18 protein-coding genes and 1 pseudogene are annotated in these 24,130 nt (G+C 69.0%); 6 read left to right on the top strand and 13 right to left on the bottom strand.

The features are described 5' to 3' along the window. Positions 1 to 411 precede the first annotated feature (411 nt). The gene (locus ACFXI3_RS14330; RefSeq protein WP_344280001.1) at positions 412 to 1,545 is read right to left on the bottom strand and encodes a thioester domain-containing protein; all 1,134 of its coding nucleotides are present in this window, start codon (positions 1,543 to 1,545) and stop codon (positions 412 to 414) included. A gap of 308 nt (positions 1,546 to 1,853) precedes the next feature. On the opposite strand from ACFXI3_RS14330, the gene ACFXI3_RS14325 reads away from it, so the two are divergent. Then, positions 1,854 to 2,690, top strand: a complete 837-nt coding sequence (locus tag ACFXI3_RS14325) for a TIGR02569 family protein (protein WP_378399829.1) — start codon at positions 1,854 to 1,856, stop codon at positions 2,688 to 2,690. Here ACFXI3_RS14325 and ACFXI3_RS14320 read toward each other — a convergent pair. Together ACFXI3_RS14320 and ACFXI3_RS14315 are read right to left on the bottom strand one after the other, a co-directional pair. Further along, positions 2,683 to 3,576, bottom strand: coding sequence for a 2-hydroxyacid dehydrogenase (locus tag ACFXI3_RS14320; protein ID WP_378399828.1), 894 nt, complete (start codon positions 3,574 to 3,576; stop codon positions 2,683 to 2,685). The genes ACFXI3_RS14325 and ACFXI3_RS14320 overlap by 8 nt on opposite strands. Beyond that, positions 3,573 to 4,850, bottom strand: a complete 1,278-nt coding sequence (locus tag ACFXI3_RS14315) for an MFS transporter (RefSeq protein WP_378399827.1) — start codon at positions 4,848 to 4,850, stop codon at positions 3,573 to 3,575. Before ACFXI3_RS14315 ends, ACFXI3_RS14320 begins: the two co-directional genes overlap by 4 nt. Before the next feature lie 120 nt (positions 4,851 to 4,970). Here ACFXI3_RS14315 and ACFXI3_RS14310 point away from each other — a divergent pair, with 120 nt between their 5' ends. Further along, positions 4,971 to 5,711 carry an IclR family transcriptional regulator gene (locus ACFXI3_RS14310; RefSeq protein WP_378399826.1) on the top strand — a complete coding sequence of 247 codons (741 nt, stop codon included), beginning with the start codon at positions 4,971 to 4,973 and terminating at the stop codon, positions 5,709 to 5,711. Between the two features lie 4 nt (positions 5,712 to 5,715). Here ACFXI3_RS14310 and ACFXI3_RS14305 read toward each other — a convergent pair whose 3' ends face one another. Continuing rightward, on the bottom strand, positions 5,716 to 6,585 hold the full coding sequence (locus tag ACFXI3_RS14305; protein ID WP_378399825.1) for a S1 family peptidase: 870 nt from the start codon (positions 6,583 to 6,585) through the stop codon (positions 5,716 to 5,718). A 602-nt stretch (positions 6,586 to 7,187) separates the two neighbouring features. Further along, complete coding sequence (locus ACFXI3_RS14300; RefSeq protein ID WP_378399824.1) at positions 7,188 to 7,811, bottom strand: TetR/AcrR family transcriptional regulator; 624 nt, start codon at positions 7,809 to 7,811, stop codon at positions 7,188 to 7,190. Positions 7,812 to 7,907: 96 nt separating this feature from the next. Between ACFXI3_RS14300 and ACFXI3_RS14295 the strand changes: the two genes are divergently transcribed. Beyond that, positions 7,908 to 8,429, top strand: a complete 522-nt coding sequence (locus tag ACFXI3_RS14295) for a nuclear transport factor 2 family protein (RefSeq protein WP_378399823.1) — start codon at positions 7,908 to 7,910, stop codon at positions 8,427 to 8,429. Between the two features lie 4 nt (positions 8,430 to 8,433). Here ACFXI3_RS14295 and ACFXI3_RS14290 read toward each other — a convergent pair whose 3' ends face one another. The 3 genes from ACFXI3_RS14290 to ACFXI3_RS14280 are packed head-to-tail and all read right to left on the bottom strand — an operon-like array spanning position 8,434 to position 13,304. Then, positions 8,434 to 9,975, bottom strand: a complete 1,542-nt coding sequence (locus ACFXI3_RS14290) for an amidase (protein ID WP_378399822.1) — start codon at positions 9,973 to 9,975, stop codon at positions 8,434 to 8,436. Between the two features lie 12 nt (positions 9,976 to 9,987). After that, positions 9,988 to 12,558, bottom strand: a complete 2,571-nt coding sequence (locus tag ACFXI3_RS14285; RefSeq protein ID WP_378399832.1) for an FtsX-like permease family protein — start codon at positions 12,556 to 12,558, stop codon at positions 9,988 to 9,990. A gap of 5 nt (positions 12,559 to 12,563) precedes the next feature. Continuing rightward, entirely contained in the window at positions 12,564 to 13,304 is a 741-nt protein-coding gene (locus ACFXI3_RS14280; protein ID WP_354740346.1) for an ABC transporter ATP-binding protein, read from the bottom strand. A gap of 149 nt (positions 13,305 to 13,453) precedes the next feature. Between ACFXI3_RS14280 and ACFXI3_RS14275 the strand changes: the two genes are divergently transcribed. From ACFXI3_RS14275 to ACFXI3_RS14265, 3 genes are all read left to right on the top strand, one after another. Next, positions 13,454 to 14,653 carry a sensor histidine kinase gene (locus ACFXI3_RS14275; RefSeq protein WP_344280026.1) on the top strand — a complete coding sequence of 400 codons (1,200 nt, stop codon included), beginning with the start codon at positions 13,454 to 13,456 and terminating at the stop codon, positions 14,651 to 14,653. After that, the gene (locus ACFXI3_RS14270; RefSeq protein ID WP_344280028.1) at positions 14,641 to 15,282 is read left to right on the top strand and encodes a response regulator transcription factor; all 642 of its coding nucleotides are present in this window, start codon (positions 14,641 to 14,643) and stop codon (positions 15,280 to 15,282) included. The genes ACFXI3_RS14275 and ACFXI3_RS14270 overlap by 13 nt, the downstream gene beginning before the upstream one ends. 71 nt (positions 15,283 to 15,353) lie before the next feature. Further along, on the top strand, positions 15,354 to 15,554 hold the full coding sequence (locus ACFXI3_RS14265; protein WP_378399821.1) for a hypothetical protein: 201 nt from the start codon (positions 15,354 to 15,356) through the stop codon (positions 15,552 to 15,554). Here the strand turns inward: ACFXI3_RS14265 and ACFXI3_RS14260 are convergent, their stop codons facing one another. From ACFXI3_RS14260 to ACFXI3_RS14240, 5 genes and pseudogenes are all read right to left on the bottom strand, one after another. Then, complete coding sequence (locus ACFXI3_RS14260; protein ID WP_378399820.1) at positions 15,555 to 16,718, bottom strand: 4-hydroxybenzoate 3-monooxygenase; 1,164 nt, start codon at positions 16,716 to 16,718, stop codon at positions 15,555 to 15,557. Positions 16,719 to 16,792: 74 nt separating this feature from the next. Continuing rightward, positions 16,793 to 17,566, bottom strand: coding sequence for an AraC family transcriptional regulator (locus ACFXI3_RS14255; RefSeq protein ID WP_378399819.1), 774 nt, complete (start codon positions 17,564 to 17,566; stop codon positions 16,793 to 16,795). Positions 17,567 to 17,817: 251 nt separating this feature from the next. Next, entirely contained in the window at positions 17,818 to 21,126 is a 3,309-nt protein-coding gene (locus ACFXI3_RS14250; RefSeq protein ID WP_378399818.1) for a serine hydrolase, read from the bottom strand. Then, positions 21,123 to 22,100, bottom strand: a complete 978-nt coding sequence (locus tag ACFXI3_RS14245; RefSeq protein ID WP_378399817.1) for an ABC transporter ATP-binding protein — start codon at positions 22,098 to 22,100, stop codon at positions 21,123 to 21,125. Before ACFXI3_RS14245 ends, ACFXI3_RS14250 begins: the two co-directional genes overlap by 4 nt. A 124-nt stretch (positions 22,101 to 22,224) precedes the next feature. Next, positions 22,225 to 24,129: pseudogene (locus tag ACFXI3_RS14240) on the bottom strand (dipeptide/oligopeptide/nickel ABC transporter permease/ATP-binding protein); the annotation flags it as partial. Position 24,130 lies beyond the last annotated feature (1 nt).

The following is a 24,130-nucleotide window of genomic DNA, read 5'->3' as shown; positions in this document are numbered from 1 at the left end:
GCGGTAAATTTGCCTTTACACGCCACCCCAGACCGCATTTTGGCTTCGTATCGGGGTGCGGGGGGGGTGTGGGTGCCTGGTTTCGCTGGGTGCGCTGGCTGCGGTTTTGTGGGTGGGCGGGTCCGTAAAAGGACTCCTTGAGGGAAGCTATGTCCCTCAAGGGGCCCCTCACAACCGGCAGCTGTCCGTGAGGGGAACCCTGAGGGACTCAGAGTCCGTGAAGGTGGCCCTCACGGACTTGGGCAAGTCCCCCCGGGGGGGGTCCGTCGGGAGGAGCGGCGGAGGCGAGCGCAAGCGGTGCAGCGGCGGCAGTGTCCTGGTGCGGTGGTGCGGTGCTGCGCGACATAGCAAAGCGGGCCAGTCCTCAAAGGACCGGCCCGCTCAGCTAGTGCGTATTACCAAAGGGGTAAATCAGGCGTTGCTCCGACGGCGGCGAACCACCAGGATCATCGCGCCGCCGGCAACGACAAGAGCCGCGCCGATGCCGATCGGCAGGGCGGCGTTCACGCCGGTGTTCGCCAGCGGGGTCTGGCCCGAGTTGTTGCCGCCGGCCGCGGGGGCGGTCGTCGCGGGCGCGGTGGTCACCGGGCCCGTTTCGGTCCAGGTGCCGGTCGCGGCGGCTTCGACGGTGCTCTTCTGCGACTGTGCCACGATCAGCGACTGCGCCGGCTTGTCCGCGTAGTTCTTGGCCACGAACAGGCGGCCGGTGTTGACGTCACCAGCGGCCTTCACCGCGAGTTCGGCCGTGCCGGGCTTCGCGTCCTTCGGGACGTCCAGGAACAGCTTCGTGCCGTTCTTGATCGCCGAGGACTTGACCTCCTGGCCATTCTCGCCGACGACCTTCACGCCCTCGGGGAGCTTGCTCGTGAAGTCGGTGACGCTGCCGGTCGTTGCGACGGTGAACGGGCCGATCTTCGTGCCCGCTTCGCCGCTCGCCTTGGCCGGCGTGATGCTCAGCGTCGGCTTCTTCTCCTCGACGCCGGTGTTCGCGTCGCCGGTCAGGTAGTTGTACAGCGCGAGGACGTCGGCCGCTTCGTCCGCGGAGCCGTTGGCCAGCGGGTTTTCGGCGTCGAGGTCCTTGCCGTCGCTGTAGTGCCACACCGCGGCCTGCGTCGCGGTCAGCGCTTCCTTCGTGGACAGACCGTCGTGGAGCTTGGCGCCCTTGTCGGTCAGCGTCTTCTCGAGCGACGCCGCGTCCGTGGAGGGGTAGCTGTGGTGCAGCACCCAGTTGATGTTCTTGTTGTTCTTGCGGAACGGCGACTTCGCGTCGGGGTAGTCGTTCCAGGCGTGTTCGACCATCGTCTCGCCGAAGCGCGCGCCGACCTCGATCTGCACGCAGTACATCTTCGAGACGGCGCCGTCGGACAGCTTCAGGTTGAACAGCGTCGTCTGAACCGTGCCCTTGCCGGCGACGTTGACGTCGAAGCCCGAAGTGCCGCCGTGCTCCAAGGTGCCCGAGGCCGCGCCGCTGCGCGCCGTGGGGGCGTTGTCGTCGGCGAGGGCGACCGGCGCGGCGATCATGAGCGCCGCTGCCGCGGAAGCCACCGCGGCCCCTCCCCGGACCAGAATTGACCTGCCGTGCATGCTTTCTCCCATCCAGTCCCGAACCACGAACGACGGACCGCGTGAGACCACATCTCCCCGACCACGACGGCCACCAATTCGGGTGAAGAATCCACCCAGTCAAGCGATGGCGAAGCATACACAGGGCTCACATGTGCACTGTGGGTGGTCCCCTGAATGCGCTTTCATACCACCAGTCGGAGTCGTTCCTCCCCTTGCGTTGCTCTGGGTAGGTGTGCGCGGAGCTGCGGGAACACCGGGAAACGGCCCACGAGAAAGGACGCACAACGATGCTCACGCGACCCCCGGCGGACGTGCTGGCCGCGTTCGGCTGCGACCGCGATCCGGTTCGGCTGGAAGGCGGGAAAGGCGGGACTTGGCGCGCCGGGGACGTGGTGCTGAAACCGGTGGAGTTCGCTCCGGAAACGCGATGGCGGGCGGAGGCGCTCGCGGCGGTGACCGGCTCGGCGGAGTTTCGGATTGCCCGGCCGTTGCGGACTCGCGACGGCGGCTGGATCGCCGGAGAGGGAGCCGACGGCCGGAATTCATCCGGCGGCAACCCTGTCGCGCAGGGGTGGGAGGCCAGCCGGCTGGTTCCCGGTCGCTTGGACACGTCCCGGCCCGACGACGCCATTCGGGCCGGGATCGCGTTTCATCAAGCGATCGCGCAGCTGCCCCGGCCGGAGTTTCTCGATCGCCGGACTGATCCCTGGGCGATCGGGGATCGGGTCGCTTGGGAGGAGTTGCCGCCCGATGCCTCGGCGGCCGCCCGACGCCTTCTCGACCCGCTGCTCGCTGAGCGGAAGCCGGTCGAACTACCCGCGCAGGCGGTGCACGGCGATCTCCCCGGCAACGTCCTCTTCGCACCGGGAGAGCCGCCCGCGGTGATCGACTGGTCGGTCTACTGGCGTCCCCCGGCCTGGGCCGCCGCGGTGGCGGTCGCCGACGCATTGTGCTGGTACCAAGCGACTCCCGATCTCATCGACCGCTGGGCACAGTTGCCCGAATGGCGGCAGATGCTGATCCGCGCGCTCGTCTACCGGATCGTCACGCACGATCTGGCCGGACGCTGGACGCCCGACCAGATCGCCGCGTATCAGCCCGCCATCGCGGCCGTGCTCAGTTGACCAGGTTCTCCAGCGGCTCGCCCTTCGCGTAGTGCGCGAGCTGGCGTTCAGCCAGCCGCTTCGCGCGCGGGTAGAACGAGTCCGAACCGCCCGCGATGTGCGGGGTGATGATCGCGCCGTCAAGCGTCCACAGTGGATGGTCGGCGGGCAGTGGTTCCGGGTCGACGACGTCGAGCGCGGCGCGCAAGCGACCGGCGGAGACCTCGGCGGTGAGCGCGTCGGTGTCGACGGCGGTGCCGCGGCCGACGTTCACGATCAGGGCCGTGTCCGGCAGCAGAGCCAGCTCCGCGGTGCCGAAGAGGCCCTGGGTCTGCGGGGTGTCGGGCAGGACCAGCACCACGATGTCCGCGCTCGGCAGGAGGTCCGGCAGTTCGGCGATGCCGTGCACGCCGGAGCGAGCGGTGCTGGCTACCCGGACCACCTCGGCCTCGCCTGCTTCGAGGTACCGCTCGATGGCGCGGCCGATCGAGCCGTAGCCGACCAGCAGGACGCGGCAGTCGGCGAGCGAGCGCGTGTGCACCCGGTCCCACGAACCGGTCTGCTGCTGCGCGAACCAGCGCGGGAAATACCGTTGCGCGGCAAGGATGAGCGCGAGCGTGTGCTCGGCGACGCTGAGGTCGTGCAGGCCCCGGCCGTTCGCCAGCTGCACCTCGGACGGGATGAGCGACAGCAGGTTGTCGTAACCAGCCGACAGCGTCTGCACCGCGCGCAGCGACGGCAGCTGCGGGATGAGCTTCGCCGCCGCCGGGCCCTGGTCGTAGGGAAGGACGTAGAACTCGACGTCGTCGAGGCCGTCCGGCGGGGCACCGCGGCCGTCCCACACGACCGCGTTCAGTTCGGCCGGAACGGAAATGTCGGACCAGGGCACCAGTACACGCGCGGTCATGCTCGCCTTTCCTTCGTTTTCACCGGAACCGCGACGACCAGCGCCGCGGCTGCGGCCATTGTCCCCGCCAGCATCAGGAACGCGGCAGCCGTGCTGCCGGTGGCGGATTCGAGCCAGCCGACCAGGTAGGTCCCGAGGAACCCGCCGAGCGCGCCGGCGGCGTTGATCACCGCGACCGCCACCCCGGCGGTCCGCTGCGGCAGGAGTTCGGAAATCAACGCGAAGAACGGGCCGTATGGCGCGTACAAGGCCACTGCGGCGATTGCCAGCAGGACGAACGCCCACCAGAAATGTTGTTTGCCCAGCAGATACGAACCGTAGAACGCGACCGCCCCGGCGAGCAGCCACGGCCAGACGTATCGGCGACGCACGCCGGATCGGTCCGAGCTGCGCGAGTTGATCAGCATCGCCACCACGGCGAACGCATACGGAATCGCCGACAGCAAACCGGTCGCGCCGATTCCGGCGGACGAGCCCGCCTTGACGATCGACGGCAACCAGAACACGAAGCCGTAGACCCCGATGCTCCACAACAGATACTGCGCCGACAGCAGCAGAACCGCCTTGGACCGCAACGCTTCCCGCACCGGACGATCGGCCGGTTCCGGAAGCTGCGCCTGTTCCGCGGCGATCGCGCGCTCGATCGCGTCACGACCGGCCGGGTCGAGCCATTGCGTGCCGGCGGGCCGGTCGCGGACCTGCGCGCGGAACACGAAAGCCCAGATCAGCGCCGGGATTCCCTCGATGATGAACATGCCGCGCCAGGACGTCGCCTCGATCAAATACCCCGACAACGCCGACAGCCACATCACCGTGACCGGGTTGCCGAGGATCAGGAAAGCGTTGGCCCGTCCGCGTTCGGCCTTCGTGAACCAGCGCGCGAGCAGCACGACGAGCGCGGGCAGCACCGCCGCTTCCACCGCGCCGAGCAGGAACCGCACCACGATCAGCACCGGCACCGAGCTGAGCAGGCCCTGCGCGGTCGCCAGGACGCCCCACGCGAGCACCGACCAGAAGATCAAGCTCCGCACGCTGCGGCGGTCGGCGTAGAGGACGCCGGGGACCTGCAGCAGGAAGTAGCCGAGGAAGAACGACGCGCCGATCAGCCCGGACGTCGTGCTCGTGAGGTTCAGGTCCTCGGCCATGCCGCCCGCGGTCGCGATCGAGAAGTTCGACCGGTCGAGGTAAGCGAGGCTGTAGGTGACGAAGACGATCGGGATCAGCCGCAGCCACCGCTGCCTCCCGAGCGTGCCCGCCTGCTCGACGGTGTTCATCCGGTACTCCTGTCGCCGCTGACCCAAGTCCTTGACGCGCTTTCCGTAATATGGAAAGCTATTCCGCAATGCGGTGAGAGGCAGTGTGCGTCGCCGCGCCCGGGACGTCAAGGGGGTCCGATGGCGGACATGGTCGGCAAGGCTTTGCGGGTGCTGTCCCTGCTCGGCGGCTACCCCGAAGGCGTGCCGCTGTCCGAGCTCGCGCGCGCCGCCGGATATCCGGTGAGCACCACGCATCGGTTGCTCAGCTCCTTGCAGAGCGAGGGATTCGCGCGCAATGACCCGGTGTCGAAGCGGTATTCACTGGGGCTGCGGCTGTTCGAGCTGGGCCAGTCGGTGTCACAGGCGCGCGGGTTCGCCGGCGTCGCGCTGCCGGTGATGCAGAAGCTGTCGGCGGAGACCGGCGAGCCGACGCTGCTGGCGGTACTGGACGGGCACAACCAGGTTTACGTGCACTCGGTGCAGGGGTCGCAGCGGCTGCAGATCCGCGGCGAGCCGGGTGCGCGGGGGCCGTTGCACTGCACGTCGATGGGCAAATGCCTGGTCGCGTTCGCGTCGAACCGAGACGAGCTGGTCGCTTCGCTGGAGCTGCCGGAGCTCGGCCCGCGCACGATCACCGCGCGCGAGGCGTTCGCGGCGGAGATCGCGGCGGTGCGCGAACGCGGTTTCGCGATCGCCGACGAGGAGCACGAGGAAGGCATCCGCGCGGTCGGCGTTCCGATCAGGACGCCGGACGGGACCGCGATCGCCGCGTTGTCCACCGCGGCACCGGCTTATCGGCTGACCGTCGCGCAACTGGAGGAGTTCGTGCCCGCTTTGCGTGCTGCGGCGAGAGAGTTGGCGGCGTTGCTGCCCCGGTGAGGGCTTATTCGCCGATCTCGCCCTTGATCCACGACACGAGCTGATCCACGCGCGCCGCGGTTTCGGTGCCGGGCTGAGGACAGTCGGGGCCGAAGTTCTCGACCGCGATCAGCGTGTTCTTTCCCTTGATCGGCACGAAGAACGGCGAGCCCGAGTCGTCCGGGCACGGGCTGTTCTCGACGGTCCGCTTCTTCAGCGGCTCCAGGGTGATCTCGTTCTTGCGCACTTCGTCGACCTGGAAATCGCCGCGCTTGATGTGGTCGGTCTGCACAATGACCTTCGAGGACAGCGAACCCCAGCCGACGAAGGTCGTGTGCTGACCCGGATCCGGCGGGCCGTCCGGGAGCGCGAGCGGTTCGATGTCGGTGACCGGCTCGGACAGCTTGGCGAGCGCGAGGTCGTTGACCGCGGACTGGCGCGCGTCGACGATCTTCAGCACGTGCCCGCGCGGGTCGGAATCGGTGAGCTTCCCGATCGCGGCGGTCATCGTGTAGTCGGGTTTGCCGCTGACGCGGGTGCCGTCGAGGTCGTGGAAGCAGTGTCCGGCGGTGACGATCCATTGCGGGGCGATCAGCGAACCGCTGCAGCCGCCGGTGCGGACGCCGCCGCCCTTCTCCGGAATGTCCTTTGAGGACAGCTTGACGCTGAACGGGGTCGGGTGGTCGGGCAGTGCGGGCGCGGACGGCTGCGAGGACGCCGGGGCCTTGCCGCCGGTGCCGCCGCTGACCGTGCTGCTGGCATTGCCCGCGCTGCCGCTGGCACCGCGCGCGACGGCGACGTTCGACACCGGCTTGGCGGTCTCGGCCGCCGCGGTCCGCTGCAGGCCGACGTAAGCCCCGGCGAGCCCGGCCCCGAGGACCGTGGCGACGGCCACGGCACCCAGCCGAAGGCTCGCCCGCTGGGCGGAACGTGACTTTGCGTGCACCACGGGGTCCAAGATAGCGAAGTAGTTAACCCGAATGAGTGAGTGTGCCCGATTAATCCGGCGACCAGGGTAGAAACTGACGGCGTCGATACACCGGGTCGGGACTTGGTCACGGAATGCTAACGGCGCGGGGGTGTTTTGCCTGGAGGCTGGGCCGTTCGGACGCCGGGGGCGGATTGCGGGAGTTGCTCCCGATCAGCGGGACATTCGGGCGGCGGTTTCGGCCTTGCGGCCGGGGCTGCTCCGCGCTGGGGTGACATTGAGTGCATGCCGCGCCGTCGAGGTGGCGTTCGGGGCGCAAGGGAAAGTCCGTGAGGGGAACCCTGAGGGACTCTGAGTCCCTCAGGGTTCCCCTCACGGACATCTGCAACATCTCGCACGCGGAGCGGGCGGGCGGGCACGCGGAGCGGGCGGGCGGGCACGCGGAGCGGGCGGGCACGCGGAGCGGGCGGCGGGCGCTCGGGGTTTCCCAATGCGCCCGAACGGCTTTCGGCGCGCGACCTCAGTCGTGCGGTATCGGATGAGTCTCGCGCACAGCCGCCGGGCGAGGCTTAGTTCAGCAGGGCGAGCCGGTCCACCAGAACTTCCAAAACGTCCTCCGGCCAGGGGAACATCGGGGCCGCCGGGCGTAGTTCGGCCAAGCCGTGCAGTCCGGCCCACAGCGCCGTCGCGTCGGAGAACGCGGAGGTGCTGCGCGACAGACCGGCGTCCGCGCAGTCCTGCACCGCTTGCGCCAGCAGGGCGAACACGTCCTGTCCGATCTCCTCCGCCGCCGGGGCCATCTCCGGATTCTCGGCCGCCCGCGCGGCATTCCACACGCCGCCGAACAGGATGCGGTAGCGCTTCGGGCGCTCGAGCGCGAAGTCCAGGTACGTCGTGCACACCGAGCGCAGCCGCGCGTCCGGCCGGTCCGCCCTGGCCAATCCGGCTTCGATGCGTTCCTTCAGCTCGGCGAACGCGTCCTGCACCACGGCGAGCAGGATCTGGTCGCGGTCGGCGAAGTGCCGGTAGATGGACGGCGCCGCGATGCCGATCCGCCGGGCCACCGCGCGCAGGGTGACCGCGTCCTCCCCGCCGCCTTCGTCGAGGATCTCGGCCGCCGCCCGCACGATCTCCTCCCGCAGCCGGGCGCCTTCGCCCCGACGGTTCCGGGCGCGTCCTTCTGGTGCGTTCACGACCGCAAGTTTACAGCTGTTAGCGAGATGAGTTTACAAGCGTTAGGTTACGCATCTATGATTACAGCTGTAAGTCGAACTCGGAGAGGGAACGTCATGAAGAAGATCCGCAACGTCGTCGTCGGTGGAGTTGTCGCTGTCCTGGCCGCGCTCACCTCGGGCAGCGTCGCTCAGGCCCAGGTCAGCCAGCGAATCCCGCACGTCGTCAAGGCCTGGGCGGACGCCTGGAACAGCGGCGACGCCGCCAAGATGGCCTCGTTGTTCACCGACGACGGCACCTACCAGGACAACGCCTTCCAGGTCGCGATGAGCGGGCAGGAAGGCGTCGCCAACTGGGTCGAGATCACCGAGAGAAGCATCCGGAACGCACACGTCGACGTACAGGACGCGTTCCGCTCCGGCGACCGGATCGCGGTGCGCTGGACGTTCTCCGGCACCGACACCGGGGCCTTCGACAAGACCCGGCCCGCCACCGGCAAGTCCTTCCGCGTCCCGGTCAGCACGCTGATCGACCTGCGCGGCGAGCGGATCCGCCAGCTCACCGACTACTACAACCTCGCCGACGTCCTCCGCCAGGTCGGCCTCCCGGCGGGTCCGTGGACGCCGCCGGGAAGCTGAGGGCCTACGCGGCGGGCAGGTACCGCGGCGCCTGCCGCGCGTGCGAAGCCTGCTCGTACGCGTAAGCGAAGCCCAGCAACTGCGCATCGTGGTATTTCGTGCCCACAAACGAAACGCCGACCGGCAGCTGGCCCGCGAATCCGGCGGGCACGGTGATGTTCGGGTAACCGGCGACGGAAGTGTTGCGAGTACTGCTCAGGAATCTCGCGTCGCCCGGGCGGTCCAGCGGCGAAGCGGGCAACCCGCTCAGCGTGACGATCGCGTCGAGGCCGTTTGACGCCAGCACGTCGTCGATCGAACGTTGCGCGATGCCGGTCGCGGCGGCACGGTGGCGACGGTAGGTCTGGTCGTTCAGGTTGCCGTCGGTCGCGTTCGCTTCGACGAAGAGATTTTGTTCGAACAGCGGCATTTCGACGTCGCGGTGCTGGTCGTTGTAGGCGATCAGCTCGGACAGGTTCCGCGGGTGTTCGCCGGGGGTCGTGGCGAGGTAGGCGTTCAGGTCGTGCTTGAACTCGGTCAGCAGCGCGGGCAGGAGATCCGGTTTGACTGACCAGGAGATGTCCTCGACGTCTGCCCCGTCGACCACCGTCGCGCCTAGCGAGCGCAGAGTGTGCACTGTGGACTCGAAGATACGGTCGGCTTGCTGGTCGATGCCGGTGTGACCCTTTCGCCAGACACCGATTCGCTTGCCGCGCAAGGCGTTGCGATCCAGGAGAATGTTCTTCGGGATCGCAGCACCGGCTGAGGCTGGGTCCGCGTCGGCGAGCACGGAGAGGGTGAGCGCGGCGTCGGTGACGTTGCGCGCGATCGGCCCGGGGGTGTCGTGCTGGGCGGTGATCGGCACGACGCCGCTGCGGCTCACCGCGCCGAGGCTGGTTTTCACGCCGACGGTCGAGGTCGCGGCCGCCGGGCACACGATCGAACCGTCGGTCTCGGTGCCGATGGCGACTGTCGCGAGACCGGCCGCCGCGGCGACAGCCGAGCCGCTTGACGAACCGCAGGGGCTGCGGTCCAGCGCATAAGGGTTGCGCGTCTGCCCCGAGACCCCGCTCCAGCCGGGGATTTGCGCGGTCGAGCGGAAGTTCGACCATTCCGACAGGTTCGTTTTGCCGAGCACCACCGCACCAGCGGCGCGCAGGTGCTGGACCAGGACGGCGTCTTTCGCCGGACGCGAGCCGAGCATCGCGGTCGAGCCGGCGGTGGTGGTCTGCCGATCCGCGGTGTCGGTGTTTTCCTTCAGCAGCACTGGGATTCCATCCAGGGCACCACGAGAGGCGTGCGTCCGGCGGCGGGCGTCGCTCTCCTTCGCCGCCGCCAGTGCGTCCGGATTGGTTTGCACGACGGCGTGCAACCGAGGGTTCAGCTCTTCGATGCGGCGCAGGTAGCCGCGCGTCAGTTGTTCCGACGTCAACTGCCCGCGGTCCATCGCGCGCTGCAGATCGGGAATCGTGGACTGGTCGAGGAAGCGGGCCGGCGAGGCGTCCGCCGCGGCGGGCAGGAGCAGGCCCGCCGCGGTGAGGACTGCCACCGAAAGCTGTTTCAGCAAGGTTTTTCCTTCTTATTCGCGGAGGCCGATGGCGTCGATGGGCTTGGCGCGCAAGGTGACCCGAGTGGACAGACCGAGCGAAACCAGGCTGAGCAGGAAAGCTCCGGCGATGATTCCGCCGAACACCGCGGGCGTTCCGGACGGCAGCGGTGTGCCGCGCGTCGCGAGATTCAGCAGTACCAACGGAATCGCCGCTACCACCGTGCCGAGCAACGCAGCGACTCCGGCGGTCGTCAACGCTTCCAGGCGCATCATCCGCACGACCTGGCCTCGCGTGGTGCCGATCAGCCGCAGCAGCGCGAATTCCCGCGATCGCTGCGCCGTGGTCATCACCAGCGTGTTGGCCACCGAGATCACCACATAGCCGAGGATCACGCCGACCGCGACCAGGTTCAGGTAGAACTGCTGCTGGCTCGCGGAGTTGGCCGCGGCGGACACCGTGGAGCCGGGCGCGACGGTCAGGCCTGGATAGCGAGTGCTGAGCTCGCGGAGCGCGGCGGTCATCGCGGCCGGGTCGGCATTCGGGTCTTGGCGCACCAGAACGGAATTGTCCATCCGGTCGCCGGTGTGCGAGCGGGCCAGGTCGGCAGGCAGGACGTACTCGCCGAACGCCTGGTTGTGCGTGTAGACCGCGACCAGTTTCACCTTCGCGGGGCGGCCGTCGGCGAACCAGAAGTCGACGTCGTCGCCGATTTTCTTGTCGTACCAATCGGCTTCGCCCTTGCTCATCGCGACGGTGTCGCCGCGCAGGTCGGCCAGATTCCCCGACACCACCCCGAGATCGAGCACGCCGCGCACCTGGTCGCCGTCCAGCCCCTGCGCCGGGTACTTCATGACGCGCAGGCGCTTCTCCTCGGGGACCGTGGTGACGACGTCGGTGCGGACCACCGAGGTGGCCGCCGCGACGCCCGGGATCGCCCGTGCCGCCGCGGCGACTTCCGGGGACAGCGCACCGGTGGTGCTGGTCAGGACGTGGTCCGCGGTGGTCGACCGGACGGCCTGTTCCTGCCTGGCCGCCGCGGACGACGTCTGGCTGTAGAACATCGAGATCGCGAAGGCGACCGCCAGCATCACCGGAGTCACCGCCGACGCGAGCCGCCGGGCGTTGGCCTGGTTGTTCGCGGCCGCCAGGTAGCCGCTGATCCGCGAGACGCCGGAGTAGACCGGGGCGATGATTCGGGTCATGAAGGCGACCACCTTCGGCCCGAGCACCGAGAGCCCGATCACGACCACCAGCGCGGACATCGAGGAGGCCGCGAGCGCACCGTCGCCGGTCACGTACATCGGGACGGTCGCGCCGCCGAAGCCGGCCAGCACCAGCAGCCACCCGATGAGGAGGCGGCTGCGGCCGAGTTCACGACGTTCGACAGCTGCCTCGCCGAGCGCTTCGATCGGGCGGATCGAGGACGGACGCCGCGCCGCCGACCAGGCGGCCAGCCGCGCCGCGCCCAACCCGAGCAAGAACGCGACGACGAGCGGGACCGGGCCGACCGCGAGGTCGAAGTCCGGCGGAATCACGCCGATCTGGGAGAAGGCGTTGCGCAGTCCGTAGGCCACGCCGACGCCCAAGCCCGCGCCGAACACTCCGGCGGTGACGGCGATCAGCATGGTTTCGGCGCTGATCAGCTTGCGGATTTGCTTCGGCGTGGCCGCGATCGCCCGCAACAGCGCGAATTCCCGGCGACGCTGGTTGATCACCAAGGCCAGCGTGCTCGACACGACGAACACCGCGACCAGGATCGCGAACCCGCCGAACGAACCCGCGAGGGCGAACAGCAGCACCCGGGTCTGGCTCACGTCGAGGAATTCGACGGTGCTGCGCCCGACGCCGGTCGTCACCGTGACCGGTTGCCCGCTGACCGCCTCGCTGATGCGGCTTTCCAGGTCACCTGTGGACACTCCGGGCGCGGCCAGCACGCCGATCGCGTGCACCTGCCCGGGTTTCCCGGACAGATCAGCGGCGCGCCCGGCGGAGAAGAACAAGGCCGACTGTCGCGGCAAGCCGTTGCCGGATTTGGGCGCGGCGATGCCGGTGACACGGAAGTCCATGGGCGTGGAACGGGTCGAGATCCGCACCGTGCTGCCGATGGAAACACCGCCGCGGGCCGCCAACTCCGCGTCGAGAACGACCTCGTTCGACGCTTCGGGAGCGTGGCCTTCGCGCAACGAGAACGGGGCCAGCACGGCCGCGTCCCAGTTGTGTCCGCGCGACTGGGCGCCGTCCGGGCCGGTGAGCACCTGGCCGCTGGACGTCACGACGTTCGCCGGGAAGTCCTGCTCCGGCACCGCCTGGCGCACGCCGGGCACTTCGGCGATCTTGGAGATCAGCGTCTCCGGCACCGTGGTCTGTTCGCTGATCTGCTCGGACTCGCCGAAATCCGCGCCAGGCGGTTTCGTGGTCTGCGGACCGCCGACCACCACCGCGGCTTCGGCGTAGCGCTGGGTCGGGACTCCGGCGCGCAGGCCGGATTCCATGAGGATTCCGCAGCCCGAGACGAGCGCGGTGCCGCACAGGATCGCGATGAACGCGCCGACGAACCCGCTCAGCCGGGCCTTCGTCGTCTGCAAAGCCAACGACCACATGGTGTTCACCACTCCCCGAGGTGGGTCATCCGCTCGGCGACCCGCTCCGGGGTCGGCTGCGGGAGGTGGCCGGCGAGCTTGCCGTCGGCGAGGAACAGCACGCCGTGCGCGGCGGACGCGGCGACCGGGTCGTGAGTGACCATCAACACGGTCTGGCCCATCTGGTCGACGACCGTGCGCAACAGGTCGAGCACCTGGCGCGCGGTGCGGGTGTCGAGCGCGCCGGTCGGTTCGTCGGCGAGCACGACCTCCGGCCGGGTGATCAGCGCGCGGGCGATCGCGACGCGCTGCTGCTGTCCGCCGGAGAGTTCCGCCGGACGGTGCTCCAGCCGTTTCGCGATGCCGACCCCGTCGACGATCTCGCGCAGCCAGCGGGCATCCGGCTTCTTGCCCGCGAGACGCATCGGCAGGGTGATGTTCTGCAGCACGTTCAGCGACGGCAGCAGGTTGTAGGCCTGGAAAATGAACCCGATCCGGGTCCGGCGCAGTTCGGTGAGCGACCGCTCGCGGAGCCCGCCGAGCTCGGTTTCGCCGAGCAGCACCCGGCCCGAACTCGGCTTGTCCAGCCCGGCAGCGCAATGCAGGAAGGTGCTCTTGCCGGATCCCGACGGCCCCATGACCGCGGTGAAGGAGCCCCGCTGGATCCCGACCGACACCCCGTCCAGCGCGGTGACCGCGCCGTCGCCGGAGCCGTAGATCTTGCGCACCGCTTCCAGCCTCAGGGCGTGTGTACCGCCTGTGTTCATCTTCGTGTCGCTCCTCGGACCAGCGGATTCTCTGTCGGTATCGAAGCTATGGCGGCGGGCGCGCGGAAACGATCCCGAGCGCGGGAGTCTTGGGGGTAGCGCAGGCACCACCACGCCCGGTGGGGAGGTCCTAATGGGACAATGCGGAGGTGAAAAACCGGCTGCGCTCGTGGTGGTCCGGACTCCGCTATCTGCTGGTGGGGGCCGCGACCTCGTTCCTCGCCATGCTGCTCTTTTTCGCGATGGCCATCGTGCTCGCGACGTGCTTGATCGGCGTCGGAATCCCGGCGCTCCCGGTCGCGCTGAAACTGATCCGCTACCCGCTGCGCTTCGAACGCCGCCGGGCCGGCCGCCGGCTCGGCGAGCCGATCGCCGAGCCGTATGCCAACGTTTCGCCGATCCGCGATCCGGCGAGCCTGCGGGATCTCGCGTGGCTGGCGGTGCATGCCGTGGTCGGCTTCATCGTCGGGGTGCTCGCGTTCAGCCTGCCGCTGGGCGGGCTGCGCCAGATCCTCACCGGCGTGTTCTGGTGGCTGGTGCCCGGCGGGATCCAGAGCTCGCTGGAATTCATGGTGAACTCCTGGCCGTCGGCCGCGCTCTGCGTTTTCAGCGGGATCGTCATGATCGCGCTCACCTTCTGGGCTTCGCCGCTGGCGCGCTGGCAAGCACTCGCGACGCGGGCGCTTCTCGGTCCGCGGCCCGGCGCCTCGCTGACCGACCGGGTCGTCGAACTGACCGCGACCCGCGCCGCCGCGCTCGAGGCGCACGGTGCGGAACTCCGCCGTCTCGAACGTGATCTGCACGACGGGACGCAGGCGCGGCTGTCCGCGGTCGTGCTCCAGCTAGGCGTCGCTGATCAGCTTTTCGAAGGGAATCCGGCCAAGGCCAGGGAATTGCTCGGCAAGGCGCAGGACGCGGCGACCGAAGCCCTCGCCGAATTGCGCACCGTCGTGCGGAGCATCCACCCGCCGTTGCTGACCGACCGCGGCCTCGACGGTGCGATCACCGCTCTCGCCGACCGGTGCGCGGTTCCGTGCACTGTGGACGTTCGCAGCAGCGCGCGCCGACCGGCCGCGGTCGAGGCGGCGGTGTACTTCATCGTCGCTGAAACGCTGGCGAACGTGACCAAGCATTCCGGCGCTGAACAGGCGTCGATTACGCTCGACGGCACCATCGACACCCTGCGGATCGAAATCCGCGACGACGGCCGCGGCGGCGCGGACGAATCCCAAGGCAGCGGACTCGCCGGGATCCGGAAACGCGCCGAGGCCTTCGACGGGACGGTCACGCTCACGAGCCCGCCCGGTGGACCGACAGTTCTGGAAGTGGAGTTGCCATGCGGGTCGTGATCGTCGAGGACGACGCCCTGCTGCGAGAAGGTTTGGTGCTGTTGCTGGACACCTCGGGCATCGAGGTCGCCGCGGCTTTCGACAACACCGGCGAGTTCCTCGCGTTCGTCCGCGAAGACCGCCCGGACGCGGTGATCACCGACGTCCGGCTGCCCCCGACGCACACCGACGAGGGCCTGCGCGCGGCCGTGGAAGCGCGGCAGCTGCACCCCGGGCTGCCGGTGCTGGTGCTGTCCGCGCATGTGGAGACCGGCTACGCGGCCGAACTGCTCGCGGACGGCAAGGGCGCGGTCGGCTACCTGCTCAAGGAACGCGTCGGCAAGGTCGCCAAGTTCCTCGACTCGCTGCACCGCGTCGTGGAGGGTGGCACGGCGATGGACCCCGAGGTGGTGACCCAGCTGCTGGCCCACCGCCGCGACCCGATCGACGCCCTCACCGCGCGCGAACGCGAGGTGCTCGGGCTGATGGCGGAGGGGTACAACAACGCCACGATCGCGGAACTGCTGGTGGTCAGCGACGGGACGGTGCTCAAGCACATCCGCAACATCTTCGCGAAGCTCGGCCTGCCGGAGGACAGCGGACACCGGCGGGTGCTGGCGGTGCTGGCTTATTTGAACGGGAAGAGGTAGCGCAGGCGCTACCACGAAGTTGGGGGTCTACGGCGTGGTTGCCGCCCTCGTCGGTCCATAGTGTTCTCGGCATGGAGACTTCCCGAAGCCGCACCGCCGGCGGCCCTGTTGTTACTGCCTTGCTGTGGCTGGTTTTTCTCGCCGGTGCCGCCGCCAATTCGATCGGCCAGTTCGCCGGCCTGGAGGACACTTACCGGTACATCGGCGGCGGCATAGCGGGGGCGTGCCTGGTGTTGCTGCTGGTGCGTTTCCTGGCGCGGCGCAAGGATTGATCAGGCGAGCCCGGCGATGAACTCACTCAGCAAGCGGTTTGCCGGGCCGGGCTCGAACAAACCTTCCAACTCCGCCCGCGCGGCTTGCCGTCGGAACTCACCTTGACAGGAGGAGTCACCGGCATTGTGCACCAATTCGGTCCACCAGCTCGCGAAAGCCTGGTATTTCCAGACGTGCCGCAGCGCGGTAGCCGAATAACTGTCGAGCAGGCTTGAATCCTTTTCTTTCCGGTAGCGGACAACGGCGTCCGCCAACAACTCGGCATCGTGCAACGCCAGGTTCATGCCTTTCGCGCTCATCGGCGGAACGATGTGCGCGGCGTCGCCGAGGAGGTACAGGCGACCGTGATTCATCGTGCTGTGCACCGCACTTCGCAGCGGCACCAACTGGGTGCTGGCGATCGCGCCGCGGCTCACGGGTTCCTCGAAACGGGCTTCGATCTCGGTCCAGATACGGTCGTCGGTCCATTCCTCCAGAGAGCTGTCCAGCGGGCATTGCAGATAAAACCGGCTCGCTTGCGGTCCTCGGGCGAACTGTCCGGCGAAGCCACGCCGGTGGAGTGCCATCATGGATTGGTGATTGGCGGGCACTTCCGCCAATACCGTCAGCCACGCGTAGCCGTATTCGTGGGTGTAGCGCGTGAGATCGGGGATCGCGGCTCGGCTGACGCCGCGGTCTCCGTCGCATCCGGCGATGAACTCGCAGGTGATCGTTCGGTTGTCCGCGCAACGCACCAGCGGCCGGTCGAGATTCTCGATGGAAACCTCCGTGGAGAAGCGGAGATCTCCTCCGTCGGCGAGAAAAACTTCGATCAGGTTCCGGACCAGGACTTGCTGGGGGCAGAACCGTCCGTCGCCTTGGTCGTCCGCGGCCAGGGCGAGCGGGCGCGTTTCGCCGTCGATGCGGAAGTTCAGCACCGGCTGGGTCGGGACGCCGCCGACGACCCGGTCTTCCAGGCCGTGCGCACGGAACATCCGGGCGGCCCGGGTGTCGATGACTCCGGCTCGCTGGCGTTGTTCGACGTATTCCCGGCTGTGCTTCTCCACGATCACACAGTCGATTCCGCTGTGCAGCAGGAAAATTCCCAGGGTGAGCCCGGCGACTCCGGCGCCCACGATCACTACGGTAGTCTTCTCGTCCACTTCGGACGGTGTTGCGGTCATGCCTCCAGGTTCGCCGGAACCCGGCCGACAGCGGTACCAGCAGCCCGACTAGGTCTGCCGGAAACCCGCCAACCTCACCCGTCGCCGCGGCGCAGCTCCTGCTGATAGCGACCGGGTGTCTGGCCGACCACGGCGGTGAACGCTTCGATGAAGCTGGTCGGATTGGCCCAACCGAGCCGGGCGGCGGTGTCGATGACGGCGTCGCCCTCGGCCAGCCGGATGAGCGCGTGCTGCACGCGCAACAGGCTGCGCCATTGGTGGAAGCTCATCCCCAGCTCGGTTTGGAACAGGCGGCTCAAGGTCCGCTCCCCTGCCCCGACAGTGCGGCCGAACTCGGCCAGGGTCAGCGACACCGCGGGGTTGGTGTGGAGGAGGTCGGTGACCGCACGCAGGCGGTCGTCGGACGCGGCGGGGAGGTACATCGCTTCGTCGGGGCCGACGACCAGCTCGTCCACGACCACGCCGCGCAACCGCTCCCGGGCCTCCGGGCGAAGGGTCCGGCCGCTGGTGAGGACCAGCAACGCCTCCCGCAACAGCGGCGACACCTCGAACACGGTCGGCTGGTCTGGCAGCGACACCGACAGTTCCCCGGAGAACTCCAGCACCCGGACTTCGGTCTGGCCGTACGCACGGGAATAGTGCTCGAAACCCGGCGGCGTCCACGCGACTCGGTTGGCCGGAGCGACCCACGTGCCGCGCTCGGTCGTGGTGGCGAGGACGCCCGCCGACGGATACAGCAGCTGGCCCTGGACATGCCGGTGCGGCGCGATGCCGTCCCCGTGCGCGAGATGGCCCCGCTTCTCCACGATCTGCGCGACCACCGCGGGTCTCGGGCGGATTTCCGGCACGAGCCGAGCTTACTCGGAGTGACGCACCGGAATGCCCGGCTTGCGGCCATGTGGCTGGGTCCCGAAGTCCGTGAAGGGCTCCTTGAGGGAATCTGATTCCCTCAAGGAGCCCTTCACGGACCACAACCCGGCGTCCGCTCCCGGGTCCGGGGCCTACGACGACCTGCGTTCAACCGGATCGAACCAGCTGAGCTGGGGAAACACGCCGAGAGCGTGTCCGCAGCACAGCCTTAAGGTCCTGGTATTGAGTGTCAGGCCACCTTGGGCGTCGCCCGCGCGCCGAAGTGCATGTATTGCTCGCCGGTCGGCAGTGTGTAGAACAGCACCGGCGTCCAGAACTGCCCGCCCGGCATCCGGAGCACGAACAGCGTGTCCGAGACCGCCACCAGGTCGAACTCCTGGACCTTGTCCGGCATCAGCTCCGCCAGCGGCCCGGTGGTGGTGTACACGACGCGCAAACCGCCCTCGCGCTCCACCACCTCGACGTGCGCGCCGGCCCGTTCGTACACGCCCAGGTGCCGGCTCCCGTCCACGGTCACCGGCGTGGCCGGGGGTTCGAGCGGACGCGGCATGGCGACGTCGGCGAGTTCGGCGAAGATCTCCCGGTACAGCTCGGTGTACAGATCCCGCGCGTGGCCGCCGTTCGTCAGCAGTGTGACCGCGAGGCCCGCGTCCGGCAGCAGGCGCAGGAACGCCGACTGGCCGATCGTGTTGCCGTCGTGGCCGATGACGCGCCGGCCGTTCCAGTCGTCGCGGATCCAGCCGAGGCCCCAAGAATCGCCGAGGGTGTGCTTGTCCGGGACGTCGGCCTGCTTTTCCGCCATCGCAGCAGCCGATTCCGCCGACAGGATCCGCGTGCCGTCCGCTGTCAGGCCGCCGGCCAGGTGCAGGCGGGCGAAGGCGAGGACGTCCGCGGTGCGCGCGGTGATCAGGCCCGCCGGTCCGGCCGAGCGCGGCAACTGCCAGGCCGGGGCCGGAGCCGGGTCCTCGCCGTCCGGCGCGACGTGGCCGACGGCGGCACGGAACAGCAGCGCCTCCTCCGGCAGCGTGACGGTGTGGGTGAGGCCGAGCGGGGTGTACAGCTTGTCCCGCATCGCGGCGTCCCAGGTCTTCCCGGTGAGCTTCTCGATCACCCGGCCCATGAGGATGAAACCTGAGTTGCAGTAGGAGAAAGTCACGCCGAGCGGGTGGTTTTGCGCGGCGTCCTCCAGCAGGTCGACGTACTTCTCGACGCAATCGTCGCCGCGGCCGGTGTCGGTGAAGATGTCGCCGTCGATGCCGCTGGTGTGGGTCAGCAGGTGCCGCATGGTGACGCTCTTGGTCACCTCGGGATCGGACAGCCGCAGTTCCGGCAGCACGTCGAGGACCGGCGCGTCGAGGTCGAGCAGGCCCTCGTCGACGAGCTGCATCACCACGGTCGACGTCCATACCTTGGAGATCGAGCCGATCTGGAACAGCGAGTCCTCGGTAACCTCGACGCCGGTCGCCTTGTTCAGCACGCCGTGGGTCGCGAACACCTCCTCGCCGGTGTCGACGCGCAGGATTCCCAGCGACGCACCGGGAACGTCGTGCTTGCGCGCCAGCTCCGCCAGGCGACGGCTCCAGTGCGCGGCGTCGATCGGCACCCGCGAACCGGCGTACTGCTCGACCCAGTCGACCACGCGCTGGTTGTAGTCGGCGCGGTGCGACGGCGGACCGTCCAAAACGAACAGATGCGCGCCGCCCGGGTACAGCACCAGCCGGGACGGCACATCGCGCTCGCGCAGCGCGGTGAACCACTGCTCCGCCTGACCGACCGGGCATCGGACGTCTTCGCCGCCGTGGAGGATCAGCGTCGGCGTGCGGACCTGCTCGACCTGCGCGTGCGGGGAGGACTTCTCGTACTTGCCCGAGGAAAGCCCGGAGAATTCGTTGACCGCCATGTAGTGGCCGCCGTCGGAGGTCCCGGCCAGGCTGGTCAAATCGCTGACCACACCACCGGCCACGGCAGCGGCGAAGCGGTCGTCGCGGCTGGTGAGGTAGCAGGTCATGTAGCCGCCGTAGCTGTAGCCGGTGACGGCGAGGCGATCCGGGTCGGCGAGACCTTCGGCGACGAGCTGGTCGATCGGCTCGAGGAAGTCCGGCGCGTCCGCGCTGCCCCACGCGCCGATCGCCGCGGTGAAGAACTCTTCGCCGTACCCGTCGCTGGCGCGCGGGTTGATCAACAGCACAGCCCAGCCGCGCGAAGCAAGGGTTTGGTGGTACAGGTGAATCGAGTCCGCCGCACCGTTCCAGGAGTTGTGCGGGCCGCCGTGGATGTCGATCAGCAGCGGCTGCGGGCCGGTGCGTTCGGTGTCGCGGATGAGCCAGCCCTGGACGACAGTGCCGTCGCTGATGGTGAATTCGCGCGACTCGCGGCCGAACAATTCCACTTCGGACACTGCGTCGCCGTGCTTCGTGCGCACGTTGACCGAACCCGTGGCACGGTCGAGAACGGCGACTTCACCGAAGGATTCGGCGGTAGCCAACACAATCGCGGCTCGGTCACCGACCAAGTCCACTCCGGACACCACGTTGCCGTCGCCCACCAGCACCGGACGCGGGTCTCCACCGGCAAGGTCCACTTCGTACAGATGAGTGCAGCCGCGGTCGCGGATCGCGAACAGCACGACGTCGCCTGCCTTGTTCAGCTGCGGCAGCGCGCCCGGGTAGCCCGGGCCACCGGACATCACGTTGCGGTCGAGGCTGCCGGCGAGATTGACCGTCTCGCCGCCGTCCAGCGGAACGCGCAGCAGACCGAGGTTCCCAGTGATGGTGTCGGTGCGGCCGACCACCAGCAGCGCCTTGCCGTCGGCGGTCCAGCCGACCGTGCCCGCCATGCCCTGGTCGGTGCCGACCAACCGCGGTTCGGCGTTCCGCTCGGTGACGTCGAGGACGTAGGCGGAGGACCGGAAGGTGAGGTCGGCGTCGTCGTCAAGGGACGCGGTGAACGCGACGTGCTTGCCGTCCGGCGACCAGGCTGGCTGGCCCGCGTGCCAGTCGCCGAAGGTGCGCTGTTGGACTTCGCCGGTGGCGACATCGAGGACGTGGATGTGGCTGCGGAGGGTCTTCAGCAGACCGGGGCCGTCGGACTTGTAGTCCAGCCGCTCAGCGACGATCGGCGTGTTCGCCGGCGGCGCCTCGACAATCGCGGCGAGGTCGATCGCCGCGGAGAAGGCGATCTTGCTGCCGTCCGGGCTCCACACCGGCGCGCCCGCGCCGAGCGGGAGCTTGGTGAGCTGTTCGGCCTCGCCGCCGTCTGCCGGGAGAACCCAGACCTGCGGCGGACCGTCCTGGGCGCGCAGGAACGCGAGCCGGGAGCCGTCCGGGGCCCATTTCGGTGCCGCGTCAGCGTTTCCGCGGGTGAGCTGGCGGGCCTCGCCGGAAGAAGTGCCGACCGTCCAGAGCGCGTCGACGTTCCGGTCCTCCTCCCGGTCCGCGGTCCGCAGCACGTAGACGATCCGGCTGCCGTCCGGCGACAGCGCGGGCTGGCTGGGCGCGGCGAGGTCGTACAGGTCATCGATGCCGAGACGGCGGGTCATACGCTGGCTCCTTGAGAGATCGCGGGCTCGTGGCCCTCGGATTCGCTTTCGCTGAAGTGGCAGGCCGACGCGTGCCGCCGGGGCGCGGAGTCCTCGGCCGGATCGGCCCGCAGGCATATCTCGCGGTCGCTCCGCACGAGCGGGCCGACCGGGCAGCGCGGGTGGTACCGGCACCCGGCGGGCGGATGGTGCGGATCGGCCGGTTCCGCGTCCGCGGTCGCGCCGGGTTCGAGGTCGAACAGCGGCTTGTGCGCCGACGGGGCCGCGTCGAGCAGGTCGCGGGTGTAAGGATGCTGCGGATCGGTGAGCACCTGCGCGGCCGGTCCGGCTTCGACGATCCGGCCGAGGTACATGACTGCGACGAAATCGCTGAGATACCGGATCACCGCGAGGTTGTGCGAGATGAACAGCATCGACAAATCGAGTTGCCGCTGCACTTCACGCACGAGATTGAGCACCGCGCCCTGCACCGAAACGTCGAGCGCGGAGGTGATTTCGTCGGCGATCAACGCTTCCGGCTGACCCGCGAGCGCCCTGGCGAGTGCGACGCGCTGCCGTTGGCCGCCGGACAGCTGGCCTGGCAGGTGCCCGGCCCGTTCCGGATCGAGGTTCACCAGCTCCAGCAGCCGGGCGACCTCCTCGCGGCGGTTCGTCCCGCGCGGCATGGCTTCGGCGATCGACTCGCCGATGGTCATCCGCGGGTTGAGCGAGGAGTACGGATCCTGGAACACCATCTGCAGCGGACGTCGGCGCGGGAGCTTCCGCACGTCCACGCCGCCGAGCAGCACCCGCCCCGCGCTCACCGGCGACAATCCGACGGCCGCCCGGGCGAGCGTCGATTTGCCGGAGCCCGATTCGCCGACGAGGCCGACGACCTTGCCCGCCGGGACGGTCAGCGATACGCCGTCCACCGCGGTGAGCCCGCGCCGTCCGCCGTATCGGACGCTGACCGAGTCGAAAACCAACTCGCTCATTCCGTTCCTCCCTCGTCCGGCCGTTGTCCCGCTCGGCGGTCCGTGAGGGGAACCCTGAGGGACTCTGATTCCCTCGGGGTTCCCCTCACGGACTTTGGCCGGCGGGCGTGTAGCGAGGCGGTCATTCCGCGCCTCCCGCCACAACGAGTCCCGCCTCTTCCGACAGTGCCGCATCCGGATGCCAGCACGCCACCCGGTGTTCCGGTGCGAGCACGGTCAGTTCCGGGTCCTCCTCGCGACACTGGTCGGTCGCGAACGGGCAGCGGCTCGCGAACGCGCAGCCGGTCGGCATCTGGTCCGGTTCCGGCGGACGGCCGGGGATCACCGCGAGCGGCGCGTCCGGGTCGGTCTCCAGGTCGATCGTCGTGGCCAGCAGCGCCCGCGTGTACGGGTGCCGCGGCGTGATGTCCGGACCGGCGGCGGGCAGGTCCTCCACGATCCGTCCGGCGTACATCACCAGAATCCGTTCGCACGTCTGGGAAACGACCGCGATGTCGTGGCTGATCAGAATGATCGCGGTGTCCCGTTCGGCGCGGGTCTGGGCCAGCAAACGGAGCAATTGCCGTTGCACGGTCACGTCCAGCGCCGTTGTCGGTTCGTCCGCGATGATCAGCCGCGGGTCGCCCATCAAGCCCATGCCGATCATCGCGCGCTGCCGCATCCCGCCGGAGAACTCGTGCGGATACTGCTTCGCCCGCCGTTCCGCCGCCGGAATGCGTACCGCGCGCAGGCGGTCGACGGCCCGCTCGAACGCCTTCGCCCGCGAAAGCCCTTGGTGCTGTTCGGAAACCTCGGCGAGCTGGCGGCCGATCCGCCGGGTCGGGTTGAACGACGTCATCGGGTCCTGGAACACCATCGCCAGCGACGTCCCGAGCAGCGTCCGCAATTCGCGTTCCGGCGTGGTGAGCACGGGAGTTCCGGCGAAGTCCAGCCGGTCCGCGGTCACCGAACCGGGCGCTTCGATCAGCCGGGACACCGCGAGGCCGGTCAAGCTCTTGCCCGAACCGGATTCGCCGACGACTCCAATTGCCTCGCCCGCTCGTACGGTGAAGCTCACGCCGCGCACCGGAACCGTCCAACCGGTCGGGCGGGGGAAAGCGACTTCGAGGTTCTCGACGACCAGCACAGCGTCGTCCGCGGCAGGCATGTCCACTTTGGACTTTCGCAGCACGCGAGGAGTGAGCCGTGGCAACCGAGTCCGCACGCCGATCACTCCGGCGACGGTCTCGCCGAAGAGGTTGAACGCGAGCCCCGCGAGAACCACCGCGACACCGGGCGCGAGAGCCGCCGCCGGGTTGACGTAAATGCCGTTGAGGCCTTCGTTGAGCAACCGTCCCCAGTCGTAATCCGGGGCCTGCACGCCGATCCCGAGGAACGACAGCCCGGAGAACGCCAGCAGCGAACCACCGGCGCCGATGGTGGCGTTGACCGCCAGCGGCTCGCCGATGTTCGGCAGGATGTGCCGGAACAGCAACCGGATCCGGCCCACTCCGGCCACTCGGGCGGCGGACACGAAGTCCCGTCCGGCCACCGAAGCCGACAACGTCTGGGTCAGCCGGGCGAACTGCGGAGCCAGCGCGAACCCGATCGCCATCACCGCGCCCTGGGTGCCCACACCGAAAATCACCGCGAAGAACAACACCAGCAGCAGCCCCGGGAACGCGACCGCGATGTTCACCGCCGCCGTCAGCAATCTGCCCAGCGGACGCGGCAGCACCGCGGGCAGCATGCCGAGCACCAGGCCGCTCGCGACGCCGAGCGCCGCGGCGATCAGCGCCAGCACCACCGAAAGCCGGGTCGCCACCAGCACGCGGTAGAAAATGTCGCGGCCCAGTTCGTCGGTGCCGACCAGGTGGTCGCCCGACGGGCCCTGGCCGATCGCGTTGGTGTCGATCGCCGAAGCCGCGTCCTGCCACAGGATCGGGCCCAGCACCGCCACCGCGACCACCAGCACGAGCAGACCGGCGGAGAACGCGCCGAGCGGGGTGCGCACGGCGGCCAGCCACTGTTGTCCGCGCCGTTTCGCCATC

The sequence above is a fragment of the Amycolatopsis sp. NPDC059235 genome (assembly GCF_042754125.1).
GTDB classification, from domain to species: Bacteria; Actinomycetota; Actinomycetes; order Mycobacteriales; family Pseudonocardiaceae; genus Amycolatopsis; species Amycolatopsis albidoflava.
Note: the sequence above shows the minus strand (reverse complement) of the source record. Positions and strands in the feature narration are given on the sequence as shown.

What these genes read in the sequence shown, in the direction of transcription:
- ACFXI3_RS14325 (WP_378399829.1), top strand. Translation starts at nt 1,854, where the DNA reads ATGCTCACGCGACCCCCGGCGGACGTGCTGGCCGCGTTCGGCTGCGAC.
- ACFXI3_RS14320 (WP_378399828.1), bottom strand. Translation starts at nt 3,576, where the DNA reads ATGACCGCGCGTGTACTGGTGCCCTGGTCCGACATTTCCGTTCCGGCC.
- ACFXI3_RS14315 (WP_378399827.1), bottom strand. Translation starts at nt 4,850, where the DNA reads ATGAACACCGTCGAGCAGGCGGGCACGCTCGGGAGGCAGCGGTGGCTG.
- ACFXI3_RS14310 (WP_378399826.1), top strand. Translation starts at nt 4,971, where the DNA reads ATGGCGGACATGGTCGGCAAGGCTTTGCGGGTGCTGTCCCTGCTCGGC.
- ACFXI3_RS14295 (WP_378399823.1), top strand. Translation starts at nt 7,908, where the DNA reads ATGAAGAAGATCCGCAACGTCGTCGTCGGTGGAGTTGTCGCTGTCCTG.
- ACFXI3_RS14285 (WP_378399832.1), bottom strand. Translation starts at nt 12,558, where the DNA reads ATGTGGTCGTTGGCTTTGCAGACGACGAAGGCCCGGCTGAGCGGGTTC.
- ACFXI3_RS14280 (WP_354740346.1), bottom strand. Translation starts at nt 13,304, where the DNA reads ATGAACACAGGCGGTACACACGCCCTGAGGCTGGAAGCGGTGCGCAAG.
- ACFXI3_RS14270 (WP_344280028.1), top strand. Translation starts at nt 14,641, where the DNA reads ATGCGGGTCGTGATCGTCGAGGACGACGCCCTGCTGCGAGAAGGTTTG.
- ACFXI3_RS14265 (WP_378399821.1), top strand. Translation starts at nt 15,354, where the DNA reads ATGGAGACTTCCCGAAGCCGCACCGCCGGCGGCCCTGTTGTTACTGCC.
- ACFXI3_RS14260 (WP_378399820.1), bottom strand. Translation starts at nt 16,718, where the DNA reads ATGACCGCAACACCGTCCGAAGTGGACGAGAAGACTACCGTAGTGATC.
- ACFXI3_RS14250 (WP_378399818.1), bottom strand. Translation starts at nt 21,126, where the DNA reads ATGACCCGCCGTCTCGGCATCGATGACCTGTACGACCTCGCCGCGCCC.
- ACFXI3_RS14245 (WP_378399817.1), bottom strand. Translation starts at nt 22,100, where the DNA reads ATGAGCGAGTTGGTTTTCGACTCGGTCAGCGTCCGATACGGCGGACGG.